This is a genomic window from Acinetobacter soli, assembly GCF_000760595.1.
Lineage (GTDB): Bacteria > Pseudomonadota > Gammaproteobacteria > Pseudomonadales > Moraxellaceae > Acinetobacter > Acinetobacter soli.
Genome location: NZ_BBNM01000001.1, coordinates 423,120 through 436,234, shown reverse-complemented (window position 1 = coordinate 436,234; position 13,115 = coordinate 423,120). Strand labels below are relative to the sequence as shown.

General features: G+C 44.5%; 15 protein-coding genes. 12 read left to right on the top strand and 3 right to left on the bottom strand.

The genetic code is table 11. The features are described 5' to 3' along the window. Positions 1–201 precede the first annotated feature (201 nt). Complete coding sequence (locus tag Aso01_RS02080; protein WP_004939665.1) at positions 202–345, top strand: zinc ribbon-containing protein; 144 nt, start codon at positions 202–204, stop codon at positions 343–345. 330 nt (positions 346–675) lie between these two features. Here the strand turns inward: Aso01_RS02080 and Aso01_RS02075 are convergent, their stop codons facing one another. After that, positions 676–843 (bottom strand): hypothetical protein, encoded by a 168-nt coding sequence (locus Aso01_RS02075; RefSeq protein ID WP_228127985.1) that lies wholly within the window; start codon positions 841–843, stop codon positions 676–678. Positions 844–1,206: 363 nt separating this feature from the next. On the opposite strand from Aso01_RS02075, the gene Aso01_RS02070 reads away from it, so the two are divergent. After that, complete coding sequence (locus Aso01_RS02070; RefSeq protein WP_004939657.1) at positions 1,207–2,085, top strand: alpha/beta fold hydrolase; 879 nt, start codon at positions 1,207–1,209, stop codon at positions 2,083–2,085. Positions 2,086–2,286: 201 nt separating this feature from the next. Beyond that, positions 2,287–3,174: a DMT family transporter gene (locus Aso01_RS02065; protein WP_004939654.1), complete on the top strand. Its 888-nt coding sequence runs from the start codon at positions 2,287–2,289 to the stop codon at positions 3,172–3,174. Positions 3,175–3,249: 75 nt separating this feature from the next. On the opposite strand, the gene Aso01_RS02060 is transcribed toward Aso01_RS02065, so the two are convergent. Both Aso01_RS02060 and Aso01_RS02055 read right to left on the bottom strand, forming a co-directional pair. Further along, a complete protein-coding gene (locus Aso01_RS02060; RefSeq protein WP_004939650.1) occupies positions 3,250–3,945 on the bottom strand; it encodes a tetratricopeptide repeat protein in 696 nt (231 codons plus the stop codon). 181 nt (positions 3,946–4,126) lie between these two features. Further along, the gene (locus Aso01_RS02055; protein ID WP_004939646.1) at positions 4,127–4,765 is read right to left on the bottom strand and encodes a LysE family translocator; all 639 of its coding nucleotides are present in this window, start codon (positions 4,763–4,765) and stop codon (positions 4,127–4,129) included. Positions 4,766–4,854: 89 nt separating this feature from the next. Here Aso01_RS02055 and Aso01_RS02050 point away from each other — a divergent pair, with 89 nt between their 5' ends. The 9 genes from Aso01_RS02050 to Aso01_RS02010 all read left to right on the top strand — a co-directional run bounded on the left by Aso01_RS02050 (position 4,855) and on the right by Aso01_RS02010 (position 13,046). Next, a complete protein-coding gene (locus tag Aso01_RS02050) occupies positions 4,855–5,778 on the top strand; it encodes a LysR family transcriptional regulator (protein WP_004939642.1) in 924 nt (307 codons plus the stop codon). Between the two features lie 82 nt (positions 5,779–5,860). Next, positions 5,861–6,484 (top strand): TetR/AcrR family transcriptional regulator, encoded by a 624-nt coding sequence (locus tag Aso01_RS02045; protein WP_004939640.1) that lies wholly within the window; start codon positions 5,861–5,863, stop codon positions 6,482–6,484. Positions 6,485–6,487: 3 nt separating this feature from the next. After that, complete coding sequence (locus tag Aso01_RS02040; protein ID WP_004939637.1) at positions 6,488–7,177, top strand: type 1 glutamine amidotransferase domain-containing protein; 690 nt, start codon at positions 6,488–6,490, stop codon at positions 7,175–7,177. A 64-nt stretch (positions 7,178–7,241) separates the two neighbouring features. Next, positions 7,242–8,222 (top strand): zinc-binding dehydrogenase, encoded by a 981-nt coding sequence (locus Aso01_RS02035; RefSeq protein WP_004939634.1) that lies wholly within the window; start codon positions 7,242–7,244, stop codon positions 8,220–8,222. A 280-nt stretch (positions 8,223–8,502) separates the two neighbouring features. Continuing rightward, a complete protein-coding gene (locus tag Aso01_RS02030; protein WP_004939629.1) occupies positions 8,503–9,183 on the top strand; it encodes a paraquat-inducible protein A in 681 nt (226 codons plus the stop codon). Then, complete coding sequence (locus Aso01_RS02025; RefSeq protein ID WP_004939626.1) at positions 9,180–9,938, top strand: paraquat-inducible protein A; 759 nt, start codon at positions 9,180–9,182, stop codon at positions 9,936–9,938. Before Aso01_RS02030 ends, Aso01_RS02025 begins: the two co-directional genes overlap by 4 nt. Positions 9,939–9,974: 36 nt before the next feature. Next, complete coding sequence (locus Aso01_RS02020) at positions 9,975–11,630, top strand: PqiB family protein (RefSeq protein ID WP_162179346.1); 1,656 nt, start codon at positions 9,975–9,977, stop codon at positions 11,628–11,630. Continuing rightward, complete coding sequence (locus Aso01_RS02015) at positions 11,620–12,351, top strand: PqiC family protein (RefSeq protein ID WP_004939616.1); 732 nt, start codon at positions 11,620–11,622, stop codon at positions 12,349–12,351. The genes Aso01_RS02020 and Aso01_RS02015 overlap by 11 nt, the downstream gene beginning before the upstream one ends. A 248-nt stretch (positions 12,352–12,599) precedes the next feature. Next, on the top strand, positions 12,600–13,046 hold the full coding sequence (locus Aso01_RS02010) for a PaaI family thioesterase (RefSeq protein WP_004939612.1): 447 nt from the start codon (positions 12,600–12,602) through the stop codon (positions 13,044–13,046). The last annotated feature ends 69 nt before the right edge of the window (positions 13,047–13,115 follow it).

The window sequence follows — 13,115 nt, the reverse complement described above, 5'->3', positions numbered from 1 at the left end:
ACGTCCTGTTCCTGTATGACTTTAGAATAGACCTAGAGCAGCAGGCTGCCAATCCGCAAAATCCTTAAAATAATGTACGTCAAAACGTACACAATTGCACTTCGCTATTAAATCATGACCGTTTGTCAGAAAGGTCAATATATAATCAAAAGTATCACGCTATAGTATATATACCATTTCTAAAATATATGGAGAACAAAAATGGTTACAGCTGGCGAAAAACCTGGAACAGGCTTCTATTTTTGTGTCCAATGCGGACATCGCGTTTACTTAGAAATTGGTACAGATCGACTACCTCCGTGTACCAAATGCCTTGGCAAGCAATTTAGCAGTAAGCTTGCCTAAGCCGCATAATACAAAACAGCTATCCGCTATTTTGAAAAATCCCTGTCAACCGACGGGATTTTTTATTGATAATACTCAGCCATCATTCAAATAAGCAAAAAAAAGCCCGACATCCAGTCGGGCTTTTTTCGTATTTCGTTACTAGGTATAACTCCTGTCGTACCTCACGTCCTGATGCTTAAACTTATTGTTGTTGTTTTATGTTTTGGAACGTCCTGTTCCTGTATGACTTTAGAATAGACCTTTACCATTGGGCTGCCAATCCGCAAAATCCTTAAAACTTTGTACGCCAAAGCCTACAAAATTTTATTTCACCATTAGGCCTTTGGCTTAAAAGAATCGTTTAGTACGTTTGGGTTTGGTCGAGGCAATACTTTTACTGGTTTGCACAATTACTTTTATGCCGCCTTCAACAAATTCATATTTAGACAGCTTGAAATGTAGGTTTTCATTTAAAAAAGTCCACATTGCCATGATAGAAGGAAGTTGTATGGTCATTTCAGTTTTCATGAGTGTACTGTTCTTATTTATGATGTTGCCAATTTAGCATTGCTCAAAATATTTCAATAGTACAAAGCTGTTATACAAATAATGCACTCGCGCAACAAAACGTTGATTTTTCTTTCTATTTGTAATTTTATTTTAATTTAAGATATCAGTAGCATAGTGATAAGGTGACGTTTTTTAAAAAGTAATATCGGTATAAAATTTAATCTATTATCGGTACTGTTCTCCCGCACTCACCGAACGTGAACAAAGACTCACGTACTGTATAAAATCTACACATTAAACCCTCACCGAAAATGATCATTCAGCTTTAGATTGATAGACCAATGTATGCTCTTTACTTAAGGAAATCACATGTCACTTTACGAAAATCAATACAATATAAGCGCTGAAAACACTGCAAATAAAACCAATAAAGCAAAATTATATGTCAAAGACTGGGGCCAAGGAGAGCCTGTGGTACTGATTCATGGTTGGCCGTTGTCTTCAGACAGTTGGGACTGGATCGCGATTAAACTGGTCGAAGCTGGCTTTCGTGTGGTGAGTTATGACCGTCGTGGTTTTGGTCGTTCAGAGCAAACATGGTCGGGTTATGACTACGATACTTTTGCCGATGATTTACGCGGTGTAATTGAAGACAAACAGCTCACCAATGTCACTTTGGTGGGGTTCTCTATGGGAGGCGGCGAAATTGCACGTTACTTGAGTCGCCATCAAGCCAAAGATATTAAACAGGTGGCTTTAATTTCATCGGTCGTGCCGTTTTTATTAAAAACAGATAATCATCCTGAAGGTGTAGACGGCTCAGTCTTTCAAGGCATGATTGAAGGCATCTTAGATGAACGTCCAAAGTTTTTTAATCACTTCTTTAAAGATTTTTATGGTGTAGGCCTTCTAAGCCATGCGGTCAGTGATGAATTTATTAAATGGAATACCCAAGTGGCGATGCAAGCCAGTTTAAAAGCCACAGTCGATTGTGTGAGAGCCTTTGCTTATACAGATTTCAGACCCGATCTGGCCGCTTTTACCGTGCCAGTGCTGGTGATTCATGGCACAGCAGATAAAACCGTTCCGATTGGGATTACCGCACATGCGGTGCAAAAAGCGTTGCCGAATGCCAAACTCATCGAGTATGTAGATGAGCCACATGGTGTGTTGGCGACGCAACAAGAACGCGTAGCGCAAGATTTGCTCGATTTCTTGGGTGTACAGCATTCAGTCGACCGTTTTTAAGTAGGCAGTGTAAGCTTTTTTACTCATGCTATAAAACATCGAAAAAAACCTGCTTCTTAAAGCAGGTTTTTTTATGAGGGCGATCAACTCCAGCAAAACAAATGTTATTTAAAAATTCGACTTAAAACGCTTAAACTATGCTCGAAACTTTGACCACAATCCAGTACATTACAGTGTTTTTTTGAATTGCATATGGGGTCTATGGCGATTGTCTGGATTTTATTTACGTTGATGGCGGCATTTATGCAGGCGTGGCGTAATGCATTTCAAAAGCAGCTCAGTGGCAGTGTCGATATCTATGGCACCACCTTGGCCCGATTTTTATTTTCGCCAGTATTTGCACTGAGTTATCTTGCTTTTTTGTATCATCAGCAGCCTATCACTGCGCATGTCAGCTTTTCTCCAAAATTTTGGCTGTGTATTGTGATCGCTGGAGTGAGCCAGATTTATGCCACCGCCTTAATGGTTAAATTGTTTCAGCAAAAAAATTATGCCATTGGGGTGGGGCTTGCCAAAAGTGAAGCGATTTTGGCCGCTTTGGTGGGGGTATTGTTTCTACAAGAGCATCTAACCGCATGGGGCTGGGTGGGCGTATCGATTGGTGCGGTTGCGGTATTTCTACTCAGTAAAGGTCGGCAGCAGAGTGAATTGTCGCTAAAAACCCTCATGATTGGTTTGGGAAGTGGCCTGTGTTTTGCCATTACATCACTATTGGTACGTGAAGCCAGTTTAGAGCTTGACATGCTGCCATTTTTACATCGCGCTGCGTGGGTGCTATGTAGTCTGATCAGTTTTCAATGCATCATCATGCTGTTGTATCTGGGAATCTTTAGCCGACAAACGCTTTATCATATGTGGCAACGAATTGGACTAACCTTTAAGGTCAGCGTTTGCAGTTTTTTGGCGTCTTTGGGCTGGTTTAGTGCCATGAGCATGCAAACCGTTGCCATTGTTAAAACGTTAGGGCAGGTCGAGATTTTATTTAGTCTGTTAATTTCAGCTTTCTTTTTTAAAGAAAAACTCGCCAGAACAGACCATATGGGTTTGTGGCTGGTGCTTGTGGCCGCAATTATGGTGATTTGGGCTTAAGCGTAAATAAAACTTTGATCACTCCATTGCGTTTATTGCAAGGTATGCTCATTCCGAGCATGTATTACAGGATGTTTATTTGAGTCCTTTTAATACCTGTTTGGCATCTGGGTCGCCTGCATCGGCAGCGCGTTGTAGCCACTTTTTGGCAAGGGGCAGATTTTTTGCTGTGCCTTCTGCATTTAAATACATAATGCCTAAATTATACTGTGCATCTTTTTCACCGTTTTCGGCTGCTTGTGTGTACCAGTGCAATGCTTGTGTATCATTTTTCTGGACGCCTTTACCGTTAGAATACATTTGCCCCAAGCTGTATTGTGCAGGCGGGTAGTGCTGCTGTGCAGATTGACTCATCCAGTTAAAGGCTTCTTGTGCATTTTGTGGGGTTCCTCGCCCTTCGCGATACATATGAGCGACTACATATTGCGCTTTGGCATGGCCAAACTTGGCTGCCCGTTTAAAATAATCGAGTGCGCGTGCTTCATCTTTTTTCACTCCCTGACCGACCAAATACAACATGCCAAGACTGTACTTGGCGCCTACGCTGCCATTGTCATCGGCGCGAGTGAGCCACTTGAGTGCTTCGGCATTATTAAGCTGAACACCTTGTTCACCACTTAAATGCATCATACCGTAATGATACTGGGCGGTGGCTTTGCCAGCCTCGGCCTCTTTACGAATATCACTGACGCTCGGTTCAGACCATGCTGCTACGCTAAGCGTACAGGCGGCAATCAAAATAATAATTTTTCGGTGGACATAATTACGCATATCAAAACATCTTTTTGTATTTATTTTGATAAAACTTTAACCAAAATTTGAATGAATCTGCAACAGATGACTGTGAAATGGTTGGTCGAATGGTTTGTGATGCGCCAAGAAATAAAAAAGAGAGATGGGTTGTCTCTCTTTAAATGTTTTATCGTTATGCTGATTAAGCGCGTGGTTAAATCTATACGCTGGTCATGATCAGTTTGATGGCCATACCCATTAGCACCACACCAATGCCGCGTTCTACTACGGTTTCACGTTTTAAAAATGCCTGACGGATGCTGGCACGTGAAAACAGTAAGCTAACCAAAATAAACCATAAGGCTGTCACCACACACATCCAGACACCATAAAAAATCTGGATATTGGTGGGGGTATTCGGGCTAACTAAGGTCGTAAAAATAGCCAAAAAGAAAATGGTGGCTTTGGGGTTGAGTGCATTGGTCATAAATCCGGTACTGATGGCCTGCCATTTACTCATTTTTGTATGCGCAGATGCAGGCTGCTCCAGATCAATCACGCCGCTAGATTTACTGGTAATCAGCTTCCAGCCCAGATAGCACAGGTACAATGCACCCGCAGATTTAAACAGCAGCATGAGCCACTCATTTTTTTGGATAAAAAATCCAACCCCAACCAAGGTATAAAGTACATGCACCGAAATTCCCATGCCAATACCAATTGCGGTCAGGCAGCCAATAAGGTGGCCATAGCGTAAACTTTGACGCACGCTGATCGCAAAATCGGGGCCGGGTAAAATCACCGCCAGCAGGTGAACAATCGCTAAACTTAAAAATTCAGGCCAATAGTGTGTCAGCATCGGAAAGGTCCCAAAAATTTGTTAAGTCTTAGTGTAAAAAAACATGTAGATGATGATAATCTAGTAAAAATTCAAATTATTTTTGCTTCATGAGCACAAATCAAAGTATTCATTATTTGCAGGAAATGGCCATTTTTGTGAAAGTGGTCGAAACGGGGAGTTTTTCTGAAACAGCCCGTCAGATGGGCACTACACCGTCTGCGATTAGCCGTGCAATTTCTCGTCTGGAAAAAGTATTGGGCACGCGTTTGCTTCAGCGCACAACGCGCAAGTTACGTTTAAGTGAAAGTGGCCAGCAGATTTATGTCAATTGTCTCGATATGGTCAATGCTGCGCAGGCCGTAATGGAAAGTTCAGGGCAGTTTCATAGTGAGCCGCAAGGTACAGTTCGTATGAGTGTACCGAAAGCGGTGGGGCATTTTATGCTGCATCCGCATATGCCAGAGTTTTTTCAGCGTTATCCAAAAATTGATGTCCAGATGCTGCTCGAAGATCGTTATGTTGACTTTATCGATGACGGTGTCGATCTAGCCATTCGTATCACCGATCACCCGCCGGGTGGGTTAATGGGGCGGCGCTTGATTGAAATTAATCATCTGCTTTGCGCCACGCCGCAATATTTAGCCGAGCACGGCACTCCCGAACAACCTCAAGACTTAAAACAACACTCATGTATTTATTTGGGTGAACAGCCCAGCGATTCGAAATGGAAATTCCAGCAAGGCTCAAAAACCATCACGGTACAGGTGAGCGGACGTTACTCGGCCAATCATACAGGTATTCGTTTAGATGCTGCACTTAAGCATATTGGCATTGCCAGCTTGCCGTATTTTGTGGCACGACACGCCTTGCAAGACGGTCGACTGATTCAGGTATTGCCAGACTGGTATTTTAAAACCTATTACAGTGGTGATGCATGGTTACTGTATCCACCCACGCGACATTTGCCGCCAAAGCTTAGTGTATTTATTCAATTTTTGGCAGAAAAACTTGCTTTAGAACCAACACTTTAAATGACTCATTGAGTATCTGGCTTTACATAGAAGAAATCTGACGTATAATCATAGACGACTGGTCTATTTTATTGTGAAGGTCATGACAACACATCAAGCGCAAAAATCTGAAGCGAAACGGCAACATATCCTCGATACCGGATTTAGTTTGGTCTTACGTAAAGGATTTGTTGGCGTGGGTTTGCAAGAAATTTTAAAAACTAGCGGTGTTCCAAAGGGTTCTTTTTACCATTACTTCGATTCGAAGGAAGTCTTTGGTTGTGCTTTACTCAAGAACTACATATCCGATTATCAAATACGTTTAAATCAGTTGTGGGCCAGCGAGCAGTCTGCACGGGACAAATTACTCACGTATTTTCAATGCTGGATTGAAGATCCTTCTACCCAAGACAGTTGGGCGGAATCTTGCCTGATTGTAAAAATGGCCGCAGAAGTTGCAGATTTATCTGAAGACATGCGACTGATTATGGATGAAGGTGTGAAGCGTTTGACCGCGCGTATGGCGGACTTGATTGTGCAAGGGCAAAAAGAGGGCTCGATTGCTTCTGTACAACCGGCACAGAGTCTTGCACAGGTCATTTATCAGATGTTTTTGGGTGCAGCATTGCTCAGCAAACTGCACAAAGAAAAGACGCCTCTTTATCAGGCGCTTGATGCCAGTAAAGCCCTTTTAACGGGATGTCAGCATAACCAACAGGAAAAATAATCAATGAAAATTTTAATCATTCTTACCTCACATAGTCAGCTTGGTTCTACAGGCAAAAAAACCGGTTTTTGGCTAGAAGAATTTACCTCGCCGTATTATGTATTTAAAGATGCAGGTGCCGAGCTGGTATTGGCATCTCCTCAAGGTGGACAGCCACCGCTAGATCCAAAAAGTGACGATCCGGATGCTCAAACCGACTCAACCCGTCGTTTTAAAGAAGATCCAGATGCACAGCAACAGCTTGCCAATACTATTCCGCTGGCGCAAATCAATCCAGATGATTTCGATGCTGTATTTTACTCGGGTGGTCATGGCCCGCTATGGGATTTGACCAACGATCCGCATTCGATTCGTTTGATCGAGCAGGTCACTCAAGATCAAAAACCATTGGGTTTGGTATGCCATGCGCCGGCAGTGCTTAAAAATGTAAAAACGCCAGAAGGCGGCTCGTTTGTAAAAGGTAAGCATGTAACTGGTTTTTCAAACAGTGAAGAAGAGGGTGTACAACTGACTGATGTTGTACCATTTTTGATTGAAGATGAATTTAAGGCCCAAGGCGCACATTATGAAAAAGGTGCAGATTGGCAGTCCTTTACCGTAAAAGAAGGCTTATTGGTGACGGGTCAAAATCCGGCCAGTTCTGAAGCTGTGGCAGAGCATTTGCTCAAACTATTGAGTCAGCGTAGCGCCTAAGTGCGCTGCCGATACGGCCACGTTTCATCCTTCTTTAATTCTTGTTTAAACTTAGGAAATTTATATGCAAAGCGTACTTCATAAAACCTTTGGTGAACCTGTCGATGTACTGGAGCTGGGAGAGACGCCTGTGCCTGAGCCAAAAGCGGGACAGGTACGTATCAAAACAATTCTCACCCCAATTCATAACCACGATGTCTGGACAGTACGCGGGCGCTATGGTTATAAGCCTGAACTTCCTGCAATTGGAGGCAGTGAGGCGGTCGGATTGATTGATGAGTTGGGTGAGGGCGTTGAGCATCTTCAAGTTGGACAACGTGTGTCGGTGGCCTCTGTACATAACACATGGGCAGAGTACTTTCTTGCACCAGCGGCAGGTGTGGTGCCATTGCCAGACGAAATTGATGATCAAACCGCGGCACAGTTGATTGGCATGCCGATCAGCGCGCTGATGTTACTCGATTTTATTGACATTCAGCCGGGTCAATGGATGATTCAAAACACTGCCAACGGCGCAGTAGGTAAAACAGTGGCCATGATTGCCAAATCTCGTGGTATTGGCGTGATCAATCTGGTGCGTCGTCAAAGTGCGGTCGATGAAATGACGGCGCTCGGAATTGAGCATGTGGTTGCTACCGAACAAGATGACTGGAAAGCACAGGTTAAAACCCTGCTCGGTGAGCATACGTTGGTAGCAGGTGTCGATTCGATTGGTGGACAGGCCAGTGCTGAAGTGCTGAGCTTATTAGGCGATGACAGCACCTTGGTGTCCTTTGGTAGCATGACTGGCGAACCAATGCAGCTACCTTCGGGTGATTTGATTTTTAAGCAGGCTGTGGTGAAAGGGTTTTGGGCCAGTGTCGTGAGCAAGAACATGGAGCCAGCACACAAACGTGAGCTACTGAGCGAACTGATTCAACTGGCGGCAAGTAAACAATTGCAACTTCCGGTCGAGGCGATTTTAAGCTTTGATCAGGTCGATGAAGCGGCACGACTTTCAACCCAAAGTGGCCGCAAAGGCAAGGTGTTGTTTAAACCAAACTAGGCCATCACTGTATATAAGTACAAGCACATGTGAGAAGAGTTCAAGCATGTGCTTTTTTGTGCCTTAAAAATAGAGGGAAATATAAAAGCCAAACATTAATTAAGCTGTTATGCGACATCGTTTATGTTTTTTGTTCGAATGGTGTGCCAAGTCTTTGATCATCGGTTAAGATGGACAAGAAAAAGAAATATAAGTTTGTACAGGACGTCAGTCATCTACATATCAAAGCGACAACTTTTATTTCATAGCGCCTTTAATTTTATACTGGGTCACGTGCTCCATGAGTCGAGATGTTTCAGAGCAGTCATCAGCCTTACCATCAAGCCCGACAATTTTTATAGAGGGACAATCCTTTACGCCTTCAGAATTGGCAGGGTGTGAAGAATGCGATGCTATTTACCGCAAGGTCACGTTGGCTGCGGGTGAACGTGCTTACTGCAACTGTTGTGGTGCCGAATTATATCGACGAAGCAAGTCGCTCAGCACTTTGCTAGCGCTGGTGCTCACAGCGCTGATTGTATTTGCGATTGCCAATAGTTTTCCCATTGTAAAGGTCGAATTGCAGGGGAATTCCTCTCAGACTACGCTCATTGGTGCCGCGATGGCGATGTTTCATATTGATCGGGCATTTGTGGGGGTGCTCATTCTGATCACGACCTTTATTGTTCCTTTGCTGGATTTATTGTTACTCACTTACGTTCTGGCTTCGGTGAGTATATTTAAAACGCGTCCTTCTTATTTGTTGGTGGCGCTCAGAGCCCTGTTTCTTTTTCGAGAATGGGGCATGATTGAGGTATTCCTGATTGGTGTATTGGTGACACTGGTCAAGCTGATCGCAATGGTGGTGGTCATTCCAGGTATTGCACTTTGGGCGTTTGCACTGCTGAGTGTGTTACTGGTTTATATTGCATCATTTAAGATCAATGATCTGTGGGATGAAATTGACAGGAGGGTGCCATGAGTACTCAACATGAGTCACAGCAACAGCATGTGGTCAGTCCTGTTTCCGATGTGCCTCCACCTCGAGCGCATGAACTTTCGCTCGTGCGTTGTCATTGTTGCGGGCTACTTAATCATGTCGACATCTCGCACGCCGATGAGAGCACACCTAAGTGTGTCCGATGCCACAGTGCATTGCATGCGCGAAAACCCAGTAGTTTAAACCGGACCTTTGCACTGGCTGTGGCAGCAAGTATTTTGTACATACCCGCCAACGTATTGCCCATGACCATTACCAATTCATTATTGGGCAGTCAGCAAGACACCATCATGAGTGGGGTGATTTACTTCTGGAAAAGTGGTGATTATCTGGTGGCGACGGTCATCTTTATGGCCAGTATTTTTATTCCGCTGCTTAAACTGTTTATTCTATTTTTCCTGCTGATTGCAGTACGCATGCAATCTTCATTACGCTGGCGTTTTTCGCCTGAGCATTGTTCGATTTTATACCGGATTGTTGAGTTTATTGGCCGTTGGTCCATGATTGATGTTTTTGTGGTGGCCTTACTCACCGCGCTGATTCAGATTCAATCACTGGCCACGATCTTGGCTGGGCCGGGTGCTGTTGCATTTGGCGCCGTGGTAGTCCTGACCATGTTTGCATCCTTGAGTTTCGACCCCCGAATGATTTGGGATAACTATTATTCCGGACAGTCCAAACAGCAGTCCCAGACAGCTCAAGGCACAGCGACCACGATGATGGAGCAGCACCATTGAATTACATTTTCCCTTTAATGACCTTTAAAAAGAACGATAAGCATGTCTGAGCATACTCCAAACAGTGAACATCCCGTTCCAGATCCGAATCATACTTCGCGTGGCTTGCCTGAACCACAAAAGAGAAAAGGCAAGTGGCGGCCGGCACTGATCTGGCTCATTCCGCTTGTGGCGTTATTGATTGCGCTCTCGCTGGCGGTTAAGGCTATTTTAAACACCGGGCCCACAATCGATGTGTCGTTCCGTACGGCTGAAGGCTTGGTGGCAGGCAAAACCACTGTGCGTTATAAACAGGTCGATATCGGACTAGTGCGTCAAATTGATTTAGCTGACGACGGCTCTCATGTCATTGCCAAAATCGAGCTACGCAAAGACGCCAGCCAGTTTGCCTCAAAAGATTCGCGTTTCTGGGTGGTGCGTCCACGAATTGGAACCAGTGGCGTATCTGGCATTGATACCTTATTGTCGGGTGCATATATCGAGGTCGATGGCGGCAAATCTAAAGAGAAGCAAGAGGAATTTACCGGGCTTGAAGTGCCGCCTGTGGTGGCATCGGATGTACCCGGCAAAGTCTATTTTCTTAAAGCACGTGATTTGGGTTCGCTGGATATTGGCTCACCGATTTATTATCGACGCATCAATGTCGGACAGATTACAGCATATAAACTCTCACAAGATGGCAAGAGCGTCGAGTTACAAACCTTTGTTCGCTCACCTTACGATAAATTTGTCACCACCGATGCGCGCTTTTGGCAAGCCAGCGGCGTTGATGTCACGCTCAATGCATCAGGCTTTAATTTAGACACCCAGTCATTGGCCAGTATTGTGGCGGGCGGGATTGCCTTTGGTTATCCGGAATCATCCAATGCGGGGGTTGCGGCCAATCACAGTCGTTTTATTCTGGCAGATTCACGCACAGAAGCGCTTAAAGAACCAGACGGCCGACCAAAACAGATCATTATGTACTTTAATCATTCTATTCGTGGTCTAACTGCAGGCGCACCGATTGACTTTATGGGCTTAGAAATTGGGAATGTGAAATCGATTAATGTTGAATTCAACGCCAATTATACGCAGCTTCGTATGCGGGTTGAGGCGCTGATTTATCCGTCGCGTCTAGCCAACGGTAAAGAGCTCGATCCAGATGGTGATATTTTCAGATCATTTATCCAGCAAGGCTGGCGTGCTCAGATGCGTACAGGGAATTTGCTAACGGGCCAAAACTATATTGCCTTTGATAAGTTCCCGAAAGCCAAACCAGCAAATCTGATCATTCGACCAAATGGTGTTGTGGAAGTTCCGACCACGCCAACAGAACTCAGCGGCTTACAGGCTCAGGTTTCACAAATTGCCGACAAGCTCACCAAATTCCCACTGGTTGAAATTGGTCAAGATGTTCGCAAAACGCTGAAAAACATGAATACCGCTATTGAATCGACCGACAAGCTGGTTAAACAGTTAGATGGAAAAGTTGCACCAGATTTGCAAGCCACACTTACTGAAGTACGTAAAACTGTGAAATCAAGCGAATCAATTTTGTCGAGTGATGCACCAATGCAGCAAGATGTTCGCCGTGCGTTACAGCAAATGACGCGCGCCGCAGCATCCTTGCAATTGATGGCGGATTATATTGAACAACATCCAGAATCTTTGATTCGCGGCAAATTACCAGAGGATGATGATGATAAATAAGATTACACACCCAGTGTCACTGGGTCGTCGACTACTGGGATGTGTCACATTTGTGACTTTACCGTGGCTTCTCAGTGCCTGTAGCAGTTCGCCAACACCGAACTATTACACGCTTTCACCTCAGGTAACGCCTTTGGCCAGCTCGAATGTTCGAGTCATTGAGGTGCTTCCTGTAGCGTTGCCCGACCGCCTCAACCGTATTCCGTTGGTCTTGCAGCAACCTTCGGGCGAATCCAAGGTACTCGATAATGATCGCTGGACCTCTACCTTTAGCTCTGAACTGCGTGATAGTCTGTCGGCTGGATTACAACGTAAGCTGGGCGCCGTCGATCGCTACAGCAGCGGTATGACTGGCGGGCAGGTCTCGTATCGTATTGCAACCGACTTTTCTCATTTCGATATCATCAGCGCGGGTAATGGTGAAAAGATGAAATCGAATGCTCGTATGATTGATGTGGCGGTGGCCTGGATTATCAAACGACAAGAACCGATCAATGCACCTGTGAAAACCGCAGCGGCGGGAAGTGCGGAAATTGCCGATCGTCAAATGAGTTGTCGTATGACCTTTCAGCAGCCAGTGGCATCTGGTGCAGGTGATATTCAGGCAACTGTGCGTGCTTCTAGTGTGGCAATGGAACGTGTGATTGATGCTGTGGCGCAGTCCCTAGTCGCCACCGAAGCCAAAACACGCCCTACCATTCAGGGCGTACGTTGTTCGTAAAACTTCAGCATCATTAAAAAAGCCTCACGCGTTGAGGCTTTTTTTATCGAGATGATCAAATCGCCTTAAAAAACTTGCTAGTCAAGAATTCTAGGGTTTTATAGATTGACTCTGTTGTGATACCGCTGTACGTTTTGTTTAGTTCTTTTTTGGAACTTAAAATTAGGTTTAGGTTTTATATTGATACGGCTGAAAAAATAAATAGATTCGGTTAACTACATGATGAAAGAATTTGCGAGGAAAATAACATGAACCCACATCAAATGACGGGGCTTGAAATGATGCAAGCATTTCAAAAAGGCTTGGTTCCGGCTCCTGGAATTTCAAAAACCATGGGAATGGGTGAGTTAGTCGAAGCCGAGTTTGGCCGAATTGTCATGCGTGCATTAGCTGATGAGCGTCATACCAATCCTTTAGGTGGCGTACATGGCGGATTTGCCGCAACTGTTTTGGATTCTGTAACTGGATGTTCAGCGCATTCGGTTCTGGCTGCTGGAGAAGGCTATGGTACCACTGATCTAGCCATAAAAATGTGCCGTCCAGTACCGTTTAATACGCCGCTCATAGCAGAAGGGAAAGTAATTAATATCGGGAAAAACCTGATTATTTCTGAAGGCTATTTGCGTGATGAAGAAGGAAAACTCTATGCGCATGCCACCGCAACCAATATGATTTTGCGTGCCAAATCAGCCTGAAAACAGCATTAAAATAATATTTAGATGCATGACATCAATTTATTTTTTTAAATTGAAATAGAAAATTAG